At 66.1% G+C, this 16,335-nt stretch carries 19 protein-coding genes, 1 tRNA gene and 1 other RNA gene; 15 read left to right on the top strand and 6 right to left on the bottom strand.

Annotated features, from left to right (window positions below; translation table 11 throughout):
* The first annotated feature begins 127 nt into the window (after window positions 1-127).
* From ACIP5T_RS04075 to ACIP5T_RS04030, 10 genes are all read left to right on the top strand, one after another.
* Window positions 128-436: a helix-turn-helix domain-containing protein gene (locus ACIP5T_RS04075; RefSeq protein WP_042541772.1), complete on the top strand. Its 309-nt coding sequence runs from the start codon at window positions 128-130 to the stop codon at window positions 434-436.
* 24 nt (window positions 437-460) lie between these two features.
* On the top strand, window positions 461-685 hold the full coding sequence (locus tag ACIP5T_RS04070; protein ID WP_400860774.1) for a DUF3046 domain-containing protein: 225 nt from the start codon (window positions 461-463) through the stop codon (window positions 683-685).
* A gap of 267 nt (window positions 686-952) precedes the next feature.
* Window positions 953-1,996 carry a recombinase RecA gene (gene recA / locus ACIP5T_RS04065; RefSeq protein ID WP_311257506.1) on the top strand — a complete coding sequence of 348 codons (1,044 nt, stop codon included), beginning with the start codon at window positions 953-955 and terminating at the stop codon, window positions 1,994-1,996.
* Between the two features lie 39 nt (window positions 1,997-2,035).
* A complete protein-coding gene (locus ACIP5T_RS04060) occupies window positions 2,036-2,875 on the top strand; it encodes a regulatory protein RecX (RefSeq protein WP_400860772.1) in 840 nt (279 codons plus the stop codon).
* Between the two features lie 69 nt (window positions 2,876-2,944).
* Window positions 2,945-4,492 carry a tRNA (N6-isopentenyl adenosine(37)-C2)-methylthiotransferase MiaB gene (gene miaB / locus ACIP5T_RS04055; protein WP_400860771.1) on the top strand — a complete coding sequence of 516 codons (1,548 nt, stop codon included), beginning with the start codon at window positions 2,945-2,947 and terminating at the stop codon, window positions 4,490-4,492.
* A gap of 14 nt (window positions 4,493-4,506) precedes the next feature.
* Window positions 4,507-5,445: a tRNA (adenosine(37)-N6)-dimethylallyltransferase MiaA gene (gene miaA / locus ACIP5T_RS04050; protein WP_400860770.1), complete on the top strand. Its 939-nt coding sequence runs from the start codon at window positions 4,507-4,509 to the stop codon at window positions 5,443-5,445.
* 58 nt (window positions 5,446-5,503) lie between these two features.
* On the top strand, window positions 5,504-6,031 hold the full coding sequence (locus ACIP5T_RS04045; protein ID WP_400860769.1) for a dihydrofolate reductase family protein: 528 nt from the start codon (window positions 5,504-5,506) through the stop codon (window positions 6,029-6,031).
* Window positions 6,024-6,500, top strand: a complete 477-nt coding sequence (locus ACIP5T_RS04040) for a GNAT family acetyltransferase (protein ID WP_400860767.1) — start codon at window positions 6,024-6,026, stop codon at window positions 6,498-6,500. Before ACIP5T_RS04045 ends, ACIP5T_RS04040 begins: the two co-directional genes overlap by 8 nt.
* Window positions 6,501-6,522: 22 nt before the next feature.
* A complete protein-coding gene (gene dapF / locus ACIP5T_RS04035) occupies window positions 6,523-7,395 on the top strand; it encodes a diaminopimelate epimerase (protein ID WP_400860765.1) in 873 nt (290 codons plus the stop codon).
* On the top strand, window positions 7,395-8,048 hold the full coding sequence (locus tag ACIP5T_RS04030; protein ID WP_400860764.1) for an HAD family hydrolase: 654 nt from the start codon (window positions 7,395-7,397) through the stop codon (window positions 8,046-8,048). Before dapF ends, ACIP5T_RS04030 begins: the two co-directional genes overlap by 1 nt.
* A 19-nt stretch (window positions 8,049-8,067) precedes the next feature.
* Here ACIP5T_RS04030 and ACIP5T_RS04025 read toward each other — a convergent pair whose 3' ends face one another.
* Window positions 8,068-8,709 carry a class I SAM-dependent methyltransferase gene (locus ACIP5T_RS04025; RefSeq protein ID WP_400860762.1) on the bottom strand — a complete coding sequence of 214 codons (642 nt, stop codon included), beginning with the start codon at window positions 8,707-8,709 and terminating at the stop codon, window positions 8,068-8,070.
* A gap of 68 nt (window positions 8,710-8,777) precedes the next feature.
* Here ACIP5T_RS04025 and hflX point away from each other — a divergent pair, with 68 nt between their 5' ends.
* Window positions 8,778-10,289, top strand: a complete 1,512-nt coding sequence (hflX, locus tag ACIP5T_RS04020) for a GTPase HflX (RefSeq protein ID WP_400860761.1) — start codon at window positions 8,778-8,780, stop codon at window positions 10,287-10,289.
* Window positions 10,290-10,299: 10 nt separating this feature from the next.
* Here hflX and ACIP5T_RS04015 read toward each other — a convergent pair whose 3' ends face one another.
* On the bottom strand, window positions 10,300-10,971 hold the full coding sequence (locus ACIP5T_RS04015) for an SIMPL domain-containing protein (RefSeq protein ID WP_400860760.1): 672 nt from the start codon (window positions 10,969-10,971) through the stop codon (window positions 10,300-10,302).
* Between the two features lie 142 nt (window positions 10,972-11,113).
* Between ACIP5T_RS04015 and ssrA the strand changes: the two genes are divergently transcribed.
* Window positions 11,114-11,483, top strand: a transfer-messenger RNA (tmRNA) gene (ssrA, locus tag ACIP5T_RS04010).
* A 143-nt stretch (window positions 11,484-11,626) separates the two neighbouring features.
* Here ssrA and ACIP5T_RS04005 read toward each other — a convergent pair.
* Both ACIP5T_RS04005 and ACIP5T_RS04000 read right to left on the bottom strand, forming a co-directional pair.
* Complete coding sequence (locus ACIP5T_RS04005) at window positions 11,627-12,802, bottom strand: DUF1524 domain-containing protein (RefSeq protein ID WP_400860759.1); 1,176 nt, start codon at window positions 12,800-12,802, stop codon at window positions 11,627-11,629.
* Between the two features lie 124 nt (window positions 12,803-12,926).
* On the bottom strand, window positions 12,927-13,781 hold the full coding sequence (locus ACIP5T_RS04000) for a transposase (protein ID WP_400860758.1): 855 nt from the start codon (window positions 13,779-13,781) through the stop codon (window positions 12,927-12,929).
* Between the two features lie 88 nt (window positions 13,782-13,869).
* Between ACIP5T_RS04000 and ACIP5T_RS03995 the strand changes: the two genes are divergently transcribed.
* Window positions 13,870-14,184 carry a hypothetical protein gene (locus ACIP5T_RS03995; RefSeq protein ID WP_400860757.1) on the top strand — a complete coding sequence of 105 codons (315 nt, stop codon included), beginning with the start codon at window positions 13,870-13,872 and terminating at the stop codon, window positions 14,182-14,184.
* Between the two features lie 28 nt (window positions 14,185-14,212).
* On the opposite strand, the gene ACIP5T_RS03990 is transcribed toward ACIP5T_RS03995, so the two are convergent.
* Together ACIP5T_RS03990 and hisN are read right to left on the bottom strand one after the other, a co-directional pair.
* Entirely contained in the window at window positions 14,213-14,776 is a 564-nt protein-coding gene (locus tag ACIP5T_RS03990) for a hypothetical protein (protein WP_400860755.1), read from the bottom strand.
* A 21-nt stretch (window positions 14,777-14,797) separates the two neighbouring features.
* Window positions 14,798-15,595 (bottom strand): histidinol-phosphatase, encoded by a 798-nt coding sequence (gene hisN, locus ACIP5T_RS03985; protein ID WP_400860754.1) that lies wholly within the window; start codon window positions 15,593-15,595, stop codon window positions 14,798-14,800.
* A gap of 146 nt (window positions 15,596-15,741) precedes the next feature.
* Here hisN and ACIP5T_RS03980 point away from each other — a divergent pair.
* Window positions 15,742-15,814 (top strand) — tRNA-Lys (locus tag ACIP5T_RS03980).
* Between the two features lie 107 nt (window positions 15,815-15,921).
* Window positions 15,922-16,335 carry a hypothetical protein gene (locus ACIP5T_RS03975; protein WP_400860753.1) on the top strand — a complete coding sequence of 138 codons (414 nt, stop codon included), beginning with the start codon at window positions 15,922-15,924 and terminating at the stop codon, window positions 16,333-16,335.

Genomic DNA, 16,335 nt, shown 5'->3' with positions numbered 1-16,335 from the left:
CCGTTATCCCCTATGTGCTCACACCGAAAGCACAGCGTGCGAAGGTAGATTTTGTGAAGGTCGGTAGGACTAGACTGGCGGTCTCCTTGAGGGAGACCTCGAGAAGGCGATCTGGGAGGAGGTTCCGATGATTCTTGTACGACAAGAAATCGGCGATGTGCTGAGGGACTTCCGCCTGCAGAAGGGGCGTACGCTCCGGCAGGTTGCGAGCAAGGCATCTGTGGCACTCGGCTATCTCAGCGAGGTCGAGCGGGGCCAGAAGGAGGCGTCGAGCGAGATTCTCGCCTCGGTGGCCGATGCTCTGGATGTTCCCATCTCGATCATCATGCGAGAGGTGGGAGACCGCATCTCCGTGCTCGAGGGCATCCAGGTCTTCCCTGATGTCGTTCCGGATGACCTCGTGGCTTCCGTAGAGCCAGAGCTCTCGCTCCACTGAGCTTCGGATCCTCTTCATCCTCTGATGCGTCGCAGTGAGTTCCTCCGCGCAGTCGACGCGGAATTCGGTGGTCGAGGGTCGTCTCTCATCAGCGACCTCATTCTGACTCAGCTGTCCGGCCGTACTGCCGACCAGGCATTGGATGCCGGCGTACCACCGCGTGACATCTGGCTGGCGCTGTGCGCCGAGACCGATGTGCCTCAGGAGCGCCGGCACGGCGCCGGGCGCCTCGAACCGCGCAAGCGATGACGCCCTGACGCGTTCGACACGCGTTCGACTAACGACACGCGGTAGCGGCGTGTCGTCGAATATGTGTTCGAAACGGGCGTAGTCTTCTGCACAAGTGGTTCAGAGACGGTGTTCTCCCTGTTTCGCGGAGCTGACGACGCAATGTCCGAGGTGCCTCGTACGGTGAAAAGCAAGCCGAAGAGCCATACGCCTTGTCGGAGAGTTCCGCCCAGCCGGGAGGACCGCGACAGCCTACAGGCGGCACCACGCGAGCATAAGGAGCACGTCATGCCATCACCCGCTGACCGCGAGAAGTCCCTCGAGACAGCCCTCGCCCAGATCGACCGTCAGTTCGGAAAAGGCTCGGTCATGAGACTGGGCAGCGACGAGCGCGCACCCGTCGCCGTCATCCCGACCGGTTCCATCGCTCTCGATGTCGCCCTCGGCGTCGGAGGGCTCCCTCGTGGACGAATCGTCGAGATCTACGGCCCCGAATCCTCGGGTAAGACGACGCTCACGCTGCACGCGATCGCGAATGCACAGCGCGCTGGTGGGATCGCGGCCTTCATCGACGCCGAGCATGCGCTCGACCCCGACTACGCCGCGAAGCTCGGTGTCGACATCGACGCCCTTCTCGTCTCGCAGCCCGATACGGGTGAGCAGGCTCTCGAGATCGCAGACATGCTCGTCCGCTCCGGCGCCATCGACCTGATCGTCATCGACTCCGTCGCGGCTCTCGTGCCCCGGGCCGAGATCGAGGGCGAGATGGGTGACTCACACGTGGGTCTGCAGGCCCGACTGATGTCGCAGGCGCTGCGAAAGCTCACCGGTGGGCTCAACCAGACGAACACCACGATGATCTTCATCAACCAGCTGCGCGAGAAGATCGGCGTCTTCTTCGGATCACCCGAGACGACCGCAGGTGGAAAGGCGCTGAAGTTCTATGCGTCGGTCCGCATGGACATCCGCCGCATCGAGACGCTGAAGGACGGCACCGACGCAGTCGGAAACCGCACCAGGGTCAAGGTGGTGAAGAACAAGATGGCTCCGCCTTTCAAGCAGGCGGAGTTCGACATCCTGTATGGCATCGGCATCTCGCGCGAGGGCAGCTTGATCGACTTCGGTGTGGAGCACGGCATCGTGAAGAAGTCCGGCTCGTGGTACACCTACGACGGTGACCAGCTCGGTCAGGGCAAGGAGAACGCTCGATCGTTCCTGCTCAAGAATCCCGACGTCGCGCTTGCGATCGAGACGCAGATCAAGCAGAAGCTCGGCATCGGGGGAGCCACCGAGGCGCCTGCCGACGAGCTCGCCGAGCGCCGTCCGGCATGACCATGATGGTTCGCGGTTGTGAAGCAGCCGGAGCGAACCGTGAGTGATGGCGGGGGCGGGCCCGAGCAGCTCGCCCCCATCATCCCTCTCTTCGGTCGTGATGACACGCGGGCGAAGCAGGCCCGCAGGGATCCGGAGGGCGAGGGCGTGACGACTCGTTCGTCCGCCGACGCCGGGCTGTGGAAGTCGACAGACGACGACGGATCGACCCGTGATTCGAACCCGGTCGCACCCATCGATTCGCGTGGCCCCAGTGAGCGTCATCCCGCCCGCGGCGCAGCAGCTCGGTCTGCCCCGAGGTTGCGTGCATTGCAGGCCCAGGACACGGGATCAGACGACGTCGTGGGAGTCGACCCCGCGCAGCTGCGCGCCGAGGCTGAGGAGCTTCTCGTCCGCAAGCTGCGGACTCGATCGCTCTCCCTGTCAGAGGCGCGGATGGTTCTGAGGGGCTATGGACAGAACGCCGAACGGCTCGATTCGGCGGCGATCGACGACGTGATCGACGATTTCTGTCGGCGCGGCTACCTCGACGACGCCCTTCTCGCGGGACAACTCGTGACGTCCGGAATCGAGCGCAAGGGGCAGGGACGGGTAGCGCTGTCGAGGGCACTGTCGCAACGCGGCATCCCTCGCGAGGTGATCGATGCGGCGCTCGACGACGTTCCCGACGATGACGCCGAGCGCGCGCTCGAATACGCGCGATCGAAGGCGCGAGCGATGTCTCGGCTGGACGGCGACACTGCGTTGCGGCGCCTCGTCGGTCAGTTGTCTCGCCGTGGCTACAACGGCGCCATCGCGATGACGGCCGCGAAATCTGCTCTTGCTGAGGCCTCTTTCGGGTCGTCGTCATCCGGCGTGCGATTCGTCGACTCGGACTGACGACGGCGAGGGCCTCGAGCTCTCGCCACAGCGGCGACGTCTGGGATCGGCTCGTAGAATGGGGAGATCATGACTATGCCTCGCAGTGAGCCGACGATCATCGCGTCGTCGTCAGCAGCAATCGACCTCGACGGGCGCCAGCGCTCGTACGAGGTCCGCACTTTCGGCTGCCAGATGAACGTCCACGATTCGGAACGACTCTCGGGTTCGCTCGAAAGCGCCGGATATGTCCGCGCGACTGATGGCGCCGAGGCCGACGTGGTCATCATCAACACGTGCGCGGTGCGCGACAATGCCGCAGGCAAGCTCTACGGCACACTGGGCCAGCTCGCGTCGGTCAAGCGACGCAAGGACGGGATGCAGATCGCCGTCGGCGGTTGCCTGGCGCAGATGGATAAGCAGGCGGTGCTCGATAAGGCGCCCTGGGTCGACGTCGTCTTCGGCACACACAACATGGGTTCGCTTCCCGGACTTCTCGAGCGCGCGCGCCACAACGGAGACGCGGAGCTCGAGATCCTCGAGTCGCTCGAGGTGTTCCCGTCGACGCTTCCGACCAAACGGGATTCTGCGCACAGTGGTTGGGTCTCGATCTCGGTCGGATGCAACAACACCTGCACCTTCTGCATCGTTCCAAGCCTTCGTGGCAAGGAGAAGGACCGCCGCCCGGGCGACATCCTGAATGAGATCCGCCTGCTCGTCGACGACGGCGCCATCGAGGTCACCCTGCTCGGACAGAACGTCAACTCCTACGGGGTGGAGTTCGGCGATCGGCAGGCTTTCGGCAAGCTGCTTCGCGCTGCGGGTGAGATCGACGGGCTCGAGCGCATCCGCTTCACGAGTCCCCACCCCGCCGCATTCACCGACGACGTGATCGACGCGATGGCGGAGACTCCCAACGTGATGCCGCAGCTTCACATGCCGCTCCAGTCGGGCAGCGACCGCATCCTCAAGGCCATGCGCCGTTCGTACCGCAGCGAGAAGTTCCTCGGAATCCTGGATCGCGTCCGTGATCGTATTCCGCACGCTGCGATCACCACCGACATCATCGTCGGATTCCCCGGTGAAACCGAGGAGGACTTCGAAGACACGATGCGGGTTGTCGAACAGGCACGGTTCTCGAGTGCCTTCACGTTCCAGTACTCGATCCGCGAGGGCACACCCGCTGCGACCATGGAAGACCAGGTTCCGAAGGCGGTCGTGCAGGCACGCTACAACCGGCTGATGGCGCTTCAAGAGCGCATCTGCCTCGAGGAGAACCAGAAGCAGGTCGGACGCATGGTCGAGGTGCTCGTCTCGACGGGTGAAGGCAAGAAGGACGCCGAGACCCACAGACTCACCGGACGCGCCGAGGACAACCGCCTCGTGCACTTCGAAGTCACCCCCGGATCCGCTGTCCCGCGACCCGGCGACGTGGTCTCGGTGACGATCACCCATGCGGCCCCGTTCCACCTGCTCGCAGACGACCCGACGGGCTCCGCGCTGCGGATCCGCCGCACACGCGGTGGGGATGCCTGGGACCGCGGACAGGCGGAGTCGTGTGCCGTGCCTGCACCGAGCTCCGGCGACGGCACCCGCGCCGTGTCACTCGGCCTTCCGACGCTCCGCGTCGGCAGGTGACCGCTGCTCGAGGCATGACTGATCCGGCGTCGAAGGGCGCGGACAGGGGGCCGAGGCTCTGGGCGGTCGTGGGTGCGACGGGCACGGGCAAGAGCGATCTCGCCCTCGATCTCGCAGAGGCGCTGCGCAGTCGAGGCAACGCCGCCGAGATCGTGAACGCCGATGCCATGCAGCTGTACCGCGGAATGGACATCGGCACAGCGAAACTCGCGCCGGCTGACCGCCGCGGTATCCCGCACCACCTGTTCGACGTCCGGGAGGTGCACGAAGAAGCCGCCGTCGCCTGGTACCAGCCGCTGGCGCGTTCCGTGATCACCGACATCCAACAGCGTGGCGCCGATGCCATCCTCGTAGGCGGGTCGGGTCTGTACGTCTCCAGCGTGGTGTTCGACTTCGCCTTCCCGCCGCGTGATCCGGTGATCCGTGAGCGGCTGGAGCGCGAGCTCGACAGTGAGGGCGTGCACGGAATGCTCGAGCGACTGCGTGCGCTCGACCCCGCGACGGCGTCCCGCGTCGATCCCAAGAACGGCAGGCGAGTGATCCGCGCTCTTGAGGTGATCGAACAGGGCAGTGCCACGCACGGCGCCGCTCTGCCCGAACAGCCTGCACTCTGGCAGTCCGGCACGCGTCTGATCGGTCTGCACGTCGAACGTGCAGCGCTGGTCGAGCGGCTGGACGCCCGGGTCGAACGCATGTGGAAGGCGGGACTGGTCGATGAAGCGCGAGAGCTCCGAGGGCACGGGCTCGAAGACGGCGTGACGGCGCAGCGCGCCATCGGCTACACCCAGGCTCTTGCGCAGATCGATGGCCGCCTCGCCCAGGTCGAGGCCATCGCCGAGACGCAGGCGCTCACTCGGCGCTACGCCCGCCGCCAGGTCTCCTGGTTCAAGCGGTATCCCGGACTCGCGTGGTACGAACCGCCCGTAGACGTCGCGTCGCTCGTCGCGCCCTGAGGCGCCCGACGCACCGGTCTCGGTGGCTGATGTCGGTGCCCGATGAGAAGGTTGGAAGATGGCAACGCACTTCTACACCGCGAGCAGCATCGACGGCTTCATCGCGACCGACCAGCACTCCCTCGACTGGCTGCTGAAGCAGGACATCGACGAAGACGGCCCCATGTCCTACGCGTCCTTCGAGAAGACGATCGGTGCGTTGGCGATGGGAGCATCGACCTTCGAATGGGTCATGAACCATGAGGAGGGCCGGTGGGGGTATGAGCAGCCCACCTGGGTCTTCGCCCACCGACCACTCGAGCTTCCGGCCGACGCGAACATTCGCATAGCCGAGGGCGATGTGACCGCGGTTCACTCCGAGATGGTCGCCGCGGCAGGCGGAAAGGATCTCTGGGTCGTCGGCGGTGGTGATCTGGCCGGGCAGTTCGCCGACACCGGTCTTCTCGATGAGGTGTGGGTGCAATACGCGCCTGTGACACTCGGTTCAGGGGCGCCGTTGCTGCCGAGGGCTCTGGATCTCGAGCTTCTCGAGGTCGCCCGCAACCGTGACTTCATGTGCGGCCGCTACCGCGTGCGTCGTGGCTGAGTCGTCGACTACCGTGCCCTCGACGGAGAACTGGGCGGTGAGGGCCTTCGATCCGTCCGACACTGAGTCTGTGGTCGCTCTGTGGACCGAGGCGGGACTCACACGGCCATGGAACGACCCCCGGCTCGACATCGAGCGCAAGCTCACCGTGCAGCCCGAGCTGTTCCTGGTCGTCGAGGACGGCGAGGCGAGGCCGACGTCACCGCGGATCATCGGCACGGTGATGGCTGGTTACGACGGGCACAGAGGATGGCTCTACTACCTGGCGACCGCAAAGTCGCACCGCCGTCAAGGGATCGCGCGCTCGCTCGTCCGAGAGGCCGAACGGCTGCTTCTCGATATGGGATGTCCGAAGGTGCAGCTCATGGTCAGAGAAGGCAACGAGGGTGCGCTGGGCTTCTACGATGACCTCGGGTACGAGCGCTTCTCCGTGTCGAACACGGGAAGGCGTCTGATCGTCGACGCCTAGCCGAGATCTCTAGACTGGGTGGATGGTCGCATTCACCAAAGGGCACGGGACCGGCAACGACTTCGTCATCATCGCCGACCCCGACGGCGTTCTCGAGTTGAGCGCCGAGCAGGTCTCCGTACTCTGCGATCGGCACCGAGGCATCGGCGCCGACGGCATCCTTCGCGTCGTTCGCTCGGCGGCGATCGCCGACGGGAAGGCGGCACTCGCGGAAGAGCCGGCTGCCGAGTGGTTCATGGACTACCGCAATGCAGACGGTTCCCTCGCCGAGATGTGCGGCAACGGCATCAGGGTCTTCGCGCACTACCTCGTGCGCTCCGGCCTCGCCACGATCGAGCCCGGCTCCACGCTCCCGATCGGGACACGTGCCGGCGTGCGTGACGTCACACGCAGCGATACGGGTTACCAGGTGGACCTCGGCCTGTGGAAGCTCTCCGGCGACGACCCGCTCGTCACCGCCGACGGGCTGCCCGTCACGAGGCCCGGCCTCGGTATCGACGTCGGAAATCCGCATGTCGTGGTCGCACTCGCCTCCGACGCAGAGCTGGCGTCCCTCGAGCTCCACCGCGCTCCCATCCTCGATCCGACACCGCCCGCAGGTGCGAACGTGGAGTTCGTCGTCCCGGGGGAGCCGCTCGTGAGGGACGGGATCGGACACGTCTCCATGCGCGTCTCAGAGCGCGGGGTGGGGGAGACCCTCAGCTGTGGCACGGGTGTCGCTGCCACTGCTCTGGCTGTGCGCTATTGGGCAGGTGAGAAGGCGCCGGACAATTGGCGCGTGGACGTGCCGGGCGGCACGCTCGGCGTGCGCATGTTCCCCGCCGAAGACGGTGAGCACGTCGCCCTCGCCGGACCGGCCCAGCTCGTCTTCAGCGGCGAGGTCGACCTGATCTGATGCAGGCGACCGACCGGCCCGACCTGGTCGTCTTCGACTGCGACGGTGTCCTCGTCGACAGCGAGAAGGTGTCGATCGAGGTGGACCGCAGGGTTCTCGCGGATCTCGGATGGGCGATCTCACACGACGAGATCCTGCACCGATTCGTCGGACGCTCCTCCGCGTATTTCCGTGCTGAGATCGAAGCGCATCTCGGGAGATCGCTTCCCGACGACTGGGAGGCGCCGTACCAGTCGTGGTACCTCGACGCGTTCGCACGCGAGTTGACGGCGGTGGCCGGGGTAGAGGCAGCGCTCGACGAGATCACGACGGCGACATGTGTCGCATCGAGCGGATCTCATGCGAAGATCCGGAGGAACCTGGCGCAGACCGGCCTTCTTCCGCGATTCGCTGGACGGATCTTCAGCGCCGACGACGTCGCGAACGGCAAGCCTGCTCCGGACCTGTTCCTGCACGCGGCCGAGCGTCTCGGTGTCGACCCGGAACGCTGCGTGGTGGTCGAGGACAGCCGATTCGGAGCGCAGGCAGCCCGGGCCGCGGGCATGCGGGTTCTCGGCTACGCCGGTGGACTGACCCCGGCCGAGTGGCTGGAACGCGAAGGCGCCACAGTGTTCACGGACATGCGCGATCTTCCCGAGCTCGTGCGTCGATGATCACCGACGACGCGACGCCTCAGACGAGCGTGATCGGCTCGGTGGGCGGGGTGCCGTGCTTGCGCACCTTGAGGATCCGGTATCCCTTCGAGGTCGCAGTCCGGTGGACGCTGAAACCGGGATGGAACGTCGCGCCGATCCAGCGCTGCAGCGAATCCGCGCCGAGGTTGCGCTGCACGACGAGCCACGCATCGCTGCGCTCGTCCAGCCGAGGGATCCACTTCTCGAGCAGTCCGTGAAGTTCGTTCTTGCCGACTCTGATCGGAGGATTCGACCGGATCGAACGGAATGTCACATCGGCGGGAACATCCTCGGGGAGAGATGCGTTGATGTTCTTGAGACCATGAGCCGCGGCGTTGCGCCGCACGAGATCGAGGGCTCGCTCGTTCACGTCGACAGCCCAGACGGTCGCGTGAGGTGAGGCCAGGGCCATCGACAACGTCACGGGCCCCCACCCGCTCCCGAGGTCGAGAAGATTGCCTCCCGGCGGAACGGGAGGCATGTTTGCGAGAAGGACGGCAGTACCGGCATCCAGCCGATCCGGGCTGAAGACGCCACCAGCGGTGGTGACGTCCAGCTCACGGCCTGCGAGCGTCACACGGATCGATCGCAGGTTCTCGGGGCTTGCCGGGGCCGCGGTGAAGTAATGGTCGGACCCCATACCGTGAGCGTAGCGGACAGTGCGGGCTAAGGTTAAGGCTCGCAACAAAACCCAGAGATAAGGGACGGATGACGGAGACCAGCACACACTCCACCGGTGACGAAGCAGTCGATCGCGTACTCGCGAATGCGGAGAAGCGAACGGAGGCACGTGTCTTCGGCGCCGCACAGGCGCTGCAGGACCATTCGACGGCCTCGCACGCGTCCTCGGACGGCGACCAGTGGGACCTCGAGGATCGTCATGCGCTGCGGCGCGTCGGCGGTCTCTCCACCGAACTCGAAGACGTCACAGAGGTCGAGTACCGTCAGCTCCGGCTCGAGAACGTGGTGTTGGTCGGCGTGTATCCGCAGGGTGCCCAGGACGATGCAGAGAACTCGCTCCGCGAGCTGGCGGCACTCGCCGAGACAGCAGGCGCGGTCGTGCTCGACGGCGTTCTCCAGCGACGGCCGCATCCGGACGCTGCGACCTACATCGGCCGCGGCAAGGCTCAGGAGTTGAAGGGCATCGTTGCAGCCACCGGTGCGGACACCGTGATCGCAGACACCGAACTCGCCCCCAGCCAGCGACGCGCCCTCGAGGACGTCGTCAAGGTCAAGGTCATCGATCGCACCACCGTGATCCTCGACATCTTCAGTCAGCACGCCAAGAGTCGCGAGGGCAAGGCCCAGGTCGAGCTGGCGCAGCTCGAGTACCTGCTGCCGCGTCTGCGCGGCTGGGGCGACTCGATGAGCCGTCAGGCGGGTGGCCAGGTCGGAGCCGGCGGTGCCGGTATGGGCTCACGTGGCCCCGGTGAGACGAAGATCGAACTCGACCGTCGCCGCATCCGCACCAAGATGGCGCTTCTGCGGCGTCAGATCCGCGACTTCGGTCCGGCCCGAGAAGCCAAGCGTGCCGAGCGCAAGCGCAACACGATCCCATCTGTCGCCATCGCCGGATACACCAACGCCGGCAAGTCGAGCCTGCTCAACGCGCTGACGAGCGCCGGGGTCCTCGTGGAGAACGCCCTGTTCGCGACGCTGGATGCGACCGTACGCCGGTCGGAGACCTCGGACGGGCGGGTCTACACGCTGACCGACACCGTCGGGTTCGTTCGCAACCTTCCGCACCAGCTCGTGGAGGCGTTCCGTTCGACGCTCGAAGAGGTCGGCGATGCGGATGTCGTGCTGCACGTGGTCGACGGATCGCACCCCGATCCCGCCGGTCAGCTGCAGACAGTGCGTGACGTGATGGGCGACGTCGGAGTCCGCGACATGCCGGAGCTTGTCGTCTTCAACAAGGCGGATCTGATCGCCGACGACGAGCGCCTCGTGCTGCAGGGCCTCGAGCCGAGAGCGCACTTCGTCTCGTCGCGGTCGGGTGAGGGCATCGAGGCGCTTCGAGCGGCCATCGAGGAGGCGCTTCCGAAGCCCGCAGTCGAGGTGCACGCGGTGGTTCCTTATGACCGCGGTGATCTGGTCGCAGCGATCCATGAGACGGGGATGCTGCTGTCGGTCGAGCACAGCGAACAGGGCACCGTCGTGCACGCGCGAGTGTCGGAGCGGCTCGCGGCCGATCTCGCGCCCTTCGCCGTGCGCGCCTGACGGGCGAGGTTCAACGCGCGAGGAACCGCGCCTCGACTGTTGTCGAGATGACGATCTCGTCGGGCTCGTACTCCATCGACGCTCCACCCGCGTCTGCGGACTCCTGCATCATGGCCCCACGCATCTTCGCCGTCCCGGTGAACGGCTGGACGGGGGCGGGCGCGATCAGTCCGACATCGGCGATCTCGACAGGGACGACGGTGCCGAGTCCGAGCGCTGTCGCGTACGCCTGTGCACGGGTGACGGCCACTCCGACCGCCTCGGCCGCGACCTCTCGTTCTATCCGCGAACTCGTCTCGGTGGTGAGATGCCAGTTGACCCAGCCGACCTCGACTCCGTCCCATGCCGATACGTCCGAGACCCAGAGCGAGAGCTCGGATGCCTCGCCGAAGGTCGCAGTCAGATCGATACTGGCGTAGTACACGGGCGCGAGTCGCTTGCCCTCGTTGTTCCAGGGCCGTTCGGCGCGAACGGAGAGGCGTTTGCTCGACCAGTCGACGACGATGCCCGTGTCCCGCCGCGTGGTGATGCTCTCGCGCACCGGCTCGGTGAGATGCATGACGCGGTCGACCACCGATGCGCGGTCGGCGCCTTCTGCGCGGACGGTGACACGGATGGTGGCGCGTTCGGGCGCGAGCCGCGCCTCGTGTTCGCCGCGGACGGTGACAGTGACTTCGCTCATGCCGTGACTCTACGCCAGCGCGCTGATGAGGCGAGGAATGGCGCAGCCGCTTCGAACGTTGTAGTCTATGAGGCTCGGGGACTCCGGTTCCCGAGGTGAAAAATCAACAGTGTGACAGCGGCTCCTTCGAGAGAAGGACCACGGGGCTGATCGGTTTCGACAGCGCCTGTGAATCCACGAGAAGCGGGCCGAGGATGCAGAGTTATCTCGTAAACGCTCTCTGCAAAAAAATAGTTGCCGAAACCAAGCGCAACGACTTCGCCCTCGCTGCATAAGCGAGCCCGATAGTCCGTCAGGCCGTATGTGATTCCGATACGGATCCTGGCGTCATTTAGGAATCTTGCTGCGTGATGGCGTCTGGACGTCACGTGGGACTCTTCCCAGGCTGGGCTCGTCGACTTAGGTGTCTGTGACAAAGGTCGGAGCCGAGCAGAACGGCTTCACAGACTGCGCCCGGAGAAGGCGTGGAGACTCAGCGTTGGACGGGGGTTCGATTCCCCCCAGCTCCACCACGTCGCTGTCACAAGCAAGAAGGCCCGCCTCCCTGGTGATCACTGGGGAGGCGGGCCTTTCTGCTCTGTCGTGAGTGCGGCGGCTCCAGCGGCGACGACGGCGCTGGCAGTGTGTCACCGGGGTCGCCCGGTCGCCCGGGTCGCTAAGGGCCGGGTACACCCGCGGCGGGCACGCGGAAGCTGTCGCCTTCGTGCCACCACACGCTGGACCACCTGGCGAGGACTGCATCCCGTTCGGCCGCGTCCGCCGTGTAGAAGTGATGGGCGGCGGAGTTCGACCAGAATCGAGCCACCGGAACGGTGTCGGCCTGCGGGGAGTCCACCGGGTACACGTAATAGGCGACCCCTTCGTCCTTCCAGATGTTCGGCCACCTGGCGGAGACCGCAGCACGCTCGGCCGGGTCTGCGGTGTAGAAATGCCCCGAGTACGTGCTGCTCCAGAATCTGTAGAGCGGGATGGTGCCTGCGACCTGGGTCGTGAACGCGGTGTAACGCTGTCCTTCATAGGTCCACACGTCGGGCCAGCGTGCGATGATCTGATCGCGCTCCGCCGGGTCTGCGGTGAAGAAGTGCCCCTGGTAGACGGGGCTCCAGAATCGGTGCACGGCGACGGGCTCTGGCAGCGGCGGTGCGGATGGCTGCCCGACAGACGGCATCGCGGGGAGCCAGGCGTCGGGTTGAGCGCCGCATTCTTTGAGGAGCGTCTGGATGGCGTTCTTCTCGGCAGGGTCGACGGACAGGTTCCAACGCCATTTCACCGCGACCCATTCGGCGACGTAGGTGCACCGAACGTGACGGTAGGACGGCAACCACGAGGCGGGATCCTTGTCGGCCTTCGCCGTGTTGACGGCCGCGGTGACCATGGTCAGAGTGCGGTAGTCGTCGACGTCGTTGGAGTACGCCCTTCGCTGTGCGTCGGTCCACGACCATGCGCCGGATACCCATGCCTCCCTGAGCGCGACGAGGTGATCCATCTCCACTGCGGCGGGGTCGACATGCGTGACGTTGTCGTAGTAGGACAACCACTGACCCGCGGAGACGGTGCAGACGCCGGTGACGGTCGCGGGCACGTCCGTCTCCTCGAGGAGCACCTCCTGGCGGGTGCGGCATCCATCCCGGTCGAGGTCCGCCCCTTCGAAGAACAGGTCGCGGTCGTACTTCACGGTGGCAGGCGCTTCGACGCGCAACTGATCCAGGAGCGTGGCGACGAGTATCCGTTCCTCCGAGGTCGGAGGCGCTGCCAGAGCCGTCGAAGGAGTGAGCCATACGACGACGACAGCGACCGCCACGAGAGAGGCACCCAGGATCCGATTGCGCATGCCGCTCCCTGTGAAACGGGCTCCGCCGTGGAGTCCCGCGCTCAGGATACACACAGAATACCGGTACGCTGACGAGCGCGTTCGGGTGCGCGTGTTCCAGCCGACCCGTCTTCGCCGCCGGTGATCAGCGGCCGGTGAGTCGGTCGAGGGCTTTCTGTGCGGTGCGGAGATCTTGTTCCGACTCGCGCACGCGCTGTGTGCGAACCTCTTGCTCGGTCTCCGCCTTCTCGGCGTCCCCCCGCACACGCTCTGCTTCGCGGCGCACTTTCGCCAGATCGGCTTCGAGATCCTGCTCGCGGCGTGTGAGGTCCTCGATCTTCACCACAGCATCGCGGAGCGCTCGATCGGCTGCCGCCGCTTCGCGCGCCGCGTCGTGGTGCGTCTTCTCCGCTTCTCTGAACGCCCTTTCCGCGTCCCGCCGCTCTCTGCGAGCCTTGACCTCGTCGAGAGGCTTGGCGGCGACCGAGGGCGTGCCCGGTGCCCCTCCACCGACGATGCTGTCGACGATGTCTGCGAACGTGCCAGCGGGTTCCAGCTCCCGGACGAGCCTGGCGGAGGCGACGGCCGCGGCGGCGGTCGGATCGAAGAAGGCGGCGCTGATCGTCTGTTGAACCGCCTCGCGCGTCGACGCAGTGATGCGCTGTCCCCGGGCTTCGGCGAGTCCGGCGGCGTCGGCGGCGAGTCTGCTCGTGAGTGCACGTCGATCTCGGCCGAGCTGCGCGAGAGCCCGAGCATCCAGATCTTCCTGCGCTTCGCGCAGCTCCTCCGCGAGCTGCAGGGCCTCTCCGAGCTGGGAGCTGCGCTCGTGGGCGAAGACGTTCACCACCCAGGCTGCGACCGACGGCTTCTTCAGAGCACGGATCCGAGCCGCGAGATCGGCGTCTTCGACGTCATCCGCTCTCCTGTCGCGTGCGGCCACGAAATCCGCCGGCGATCCGGTGTAGAGCGTCACCGCGATGTCAGCGAGCTCGGAGTCCATGCGAGCGACGATACACCGCGCAAGTCCCGTGCCCCGGGGCGGCGTCGCGTGCACGTCGAACGCCGCCTGAATCAGTATTCTGGTTGGCATGGCAACGCTGTTCTATGGCGCGTCGGACGTTCCGATCCACATCGAGGACCGGGCACTCGCGCATCTGAAGATCGTCATCGCGACGAAACTCCGCCGACAGGAGAGTTTCACTCTGTCGTGGCGTCACCCCGAAGGGGAGCCGGGCGGGCGGTCCACCATCTGGATCCATCCGTCCATCCCGCTTCGCTTCACCTTCGACGAGCCGGAGCAGCCTCAGCTGAACCCGCGGTGGATCGACGACCTCATGCAGTCGGTGAACTCCACCGGCGGCATTCTCCTGGTTGACGAGGTGATCGACGCACCGGCGCAGTGAGCGCGCCGCGCGGCCGGTCGGGGTCCGATCAGGCGGACCACTCGATCAGGATCAGGCCCTGGCGCGTGTCCGCGAACTTCACCCATCCATCGCCGAACAGGTAGGTCATGCCGTATCCGTCTTCGTCGGTGCCCATCGCGAACTGCGGGTTCTCGGTGATGTAGATGCCGTCAGGGCCGTCTTCTCGGGTCCAGCCTTCTGCCAACAGCGCGGACTGCGCCTTCGTGGCATCCTCAGCGCTGATCGGCGACCAGCCGTAGAGCTGACCATGGTCGGAGGCGACGCTGTAGTCGGCCCAGAAGCAGAGGAGGCCGTCGGCCAGCGTCACGCCGCCCACTACGAACTCCTTCTCCTCGAACGACCATCCCTCGTCGGTGAGGACCTGCACCGTGCCGGCTGACACGATCGTGTCGCATGCGGGCTCCCCTGAGGGCGTGGGAGGCGCAGTGCTGGCGGGCTGAGACGTGGCTGCGGGAGAGGGCTGCGGTGCGTCCGGCGTGGGGGACGCTGAGCCGTCGGGCGCGCCTGCGCAGGAGGTGAGCGCGAGAGTGAGCAGCAGAGCGCCCAGCGCGGCGGAGGTGAAGCGGTTCATCGGGCGAGCCTTCATCGGGGTTCAGTCGTGCAGAAGATCGAGGAAGGCGTCATGGAGGATGCCGTTGGTGGCCAGTGCCGACAGGTCCGAGATCGTCTCAGCGCCATCGAATCCGGTCATCCGGCCGCCGGCCTCGCGCACTATCGGCACGGCAGCGGCGACGTCGTATTCCTTGACGCCGAACTCCGCGACCATGTCGATTCGCCCCTCGGCGAGGAGCATGTAGGCGTAGATGTCGCCGTAGGCGCGATCACGCCAGACCCGGTCGGCGAGCGCGAGCAGCTGATCGATGTGCCCGGACTCGGCCCACTGGGTGATGCTCTGGAAGCTGACGCTGGCGTCGTCGAGAGACGACACTGAGGAGGCTCTGACACGACGGGGGCCGCTCTCCGTCGCGGTCCATGCTCCCGAGCCTGCGGCGGCCCACCAGCGGCGTCCGATGGCCGGCATGCTGACGACGCCCACCTGGGGGACTCCGTCGACCGCGAGGGCGATCATGGTGCCCCACAGCGGCACTCCGCGGAGGAAGTTCGCTGTTCCGTCGATCGGGTCGATGATCCACTGCCGGTCGGTGCTGCCCTCGGCGCCGAACTCCTCGCCGAAGATGCCGTCGCTCGGTCGTTCGGTGGCGAGGATCTCGCGGATCGCCCGCTCGGTCGCGAGGTCGGCATCAGTGACATGCGAGTGGTCGGCCTTGGTCGAGACCTCCAGGTCGGGGCTGTCGAACCGGGGGAGGGACTGCGCGTCGGCGGCGTCGGCGAGTCGGAGGGCGAGTGCGAGGTCGCGAGAGAGGTCGTCGACGCGGGGGGAGGCGGTCACGAGTCCAGGATAACCGCCCGGACACGGGACTCTGAGAGGGGTTGACATGATGCGACACGCGCGGCAAACGCCGAGGACCCGGCTCGATTTCGCCCGGCGGCGATCGGCTGGTAATGTAATTCCTCGGCCGGGGAATACCGCGCCACGCACCTCTAGCTCAATCGGCAGAGCAACTGACTCTTAATCAGTGGGTTCTCGGTTCAAGTCCGAGGGGGTGCACGGATCAGCCTCGATGACTCTCGCCAGTCATCGGGGCTTTTCTGCACCCACGGAGATGCCGAGGATCAGGCTTCCGGTGCGCTAGCGTGATGCAAACGCTAGGGGGGATGGCCATGTGGAGACTGGTGAAGGTCTGTGCCGTCGTGACTGTCGCGACATCTCTCGGCTGGGGACTGACGAGTTGCTCAGCCGCCGAGAAGACGGTCGACCACACGACCTCGTCTGTCACACTCGCGCCTGAGGAAGCCCTCGTCGTCGATTTCGGCGAGATCAATCCGTCGGTCGGCGACGCGTGGGTGATAACTCGCGAGCCCGACCCGGCCGTGCTCGGTCCCGGCGATGAGCGGACCCGATATCTCGGCCAAGACGGCGAGACCGGCGCTCCCAGTGAGGTGTCGTATCGTTTCGCGCCGGTCGGCGACGGCACCACGGTGATCCAGTTCGAGTACCAGTTCCGCGGGACAGTGCCCGAGGACGTCGACGATCAGCAGACCGCCGAGATCACGGTCACGGTGAAGTAG

The sequence above is a fragment of the Microbacterium sp. NPDC088619 genome (genome assembly GCF_044752825.1).
Classification (GTDB): Bacteria; Actinomycetota; Actinomycetes; order Actinomycetales; family Microbacteriaceae; genus Microbacterium.
This window is presented reverse-complemented; position numbering and strand designations above follow the sequence as displayed.

Excerpts from the sequence above, each read along its gene's own strand:
- recA (WP_311257506.1), top strand. The coding sequence starts at position 953 with ATGCCATCACCCGCTGACCGCGAGAAGTCCCTCGAGACAGCCCTCGCC.
- ACIP5T_RS04000 (WP_400860758.1), bottom strand. The coding sequence starts at position 13,781 with ATGGACTCCGAGCTCGCTGACATCGCGGTGACGCTCTACACCGGATCG.
- ACIP5T_RS04070 (WP_400860774.1), top strand. The coding sequence starts at position 461 with ATGCGTCGCAGTGAGTTCCTCCGCGCAGTCGACGCGGAATTCGGTGGT.
- dapF (WP_400860765.1), top strand. The coding sequence starts at position 6,523 with ATGGTCGCATTCACCAAAGGGCACGGGACCGGCAACGACTTCGTCATC.
- ACIP5T_RS03990 (WP_400860755.1), bottom strand. The coding sequence starts at position 14,776 with ATGAACCGCTTCACCTCCGCCGCGCTGGGCGCTCTGCTGCTCACTCTC.
- ACIP5T_RS04015 (WP_400860760.1), bottom strand. The coding sequence starts at position 10,971 with ATGAGCGAAGTCACTGTCACCGTCCGCGGCGAACACGAGGCGCGGCTC.
- ACIP5T_RS04030 (WP_400860764.1), top strand. The coding sequence starts at position 7,395 with ATGCAGGCGACCGACCGGCCCGACCTGGTCGTCTTCGACTGCGACGGT.
- ACIP5T_RS03995 (WP_400860757.1), top strand. The coding sequence starts at position 13,870 with ATGGCAACGCTGTTCTATGGCGCGTCGGACGTTCCGATCCACATCGAG.
- miaB (WP_400860771.1), top strand. The coding sequence starts at position 2,945 with ATGACTATGCCTCGCAGTGAGCCGACGATCATCGCGTCGTCGTCAGCA.
- hflX (WP_400860761.1), top strand. The coding sequence starts at position 8,778 with ATGACGGAGACCAGCACACACTCCACCGGTGACGAAGCAGTCGATCGC.
- ACIP5T_RS04045 (WP_400860769.1), top strand. The coding sequence starts at position 5,504 with ATGGCAACGCACTTCTACACCGCGAGCAGCATCGACGGCTTCATCGCG.
- miaA (WP_400860770.1), top strand. The coding sequence starts at position 4,507 with ATGACTGATCCGGCGTCGAAGGGCGCGGACAGGGGGCCGAGGCTCTGG.
- ACIP5T_RS04025 (WP_400860762.1), bottom strand. The coding sequence starts at position 8,709 with ATGGGGTCCGACCATTACTTCACCGCGGCCCCGGCAAGCCCCGAGAAC.
- ACIP5T_RS04005 (WP_400860759.1), bottom strand. The coding sequence starts at position 12,802 with ATGCGCAATCGGATCCTGGGTGCCTCTCTCGTGGCGGTCGCTGTCGTC.
- ACIP5T_RS03975 (WP_400860753.1), top strand. The coding sequence starts at position 15,922 with ATGGCCATGTGGAGACTGGTGAAGGTCTGTGCCGTCGTGACTGTCGCG.
- ACIP5T_RS04075 (WP_042541772.1), top strand. The coding sequence starts at position 128 with ATGATTCTTGTACGACAAGAAATCGGCGATGTGCTGAGGGACTTCCGC.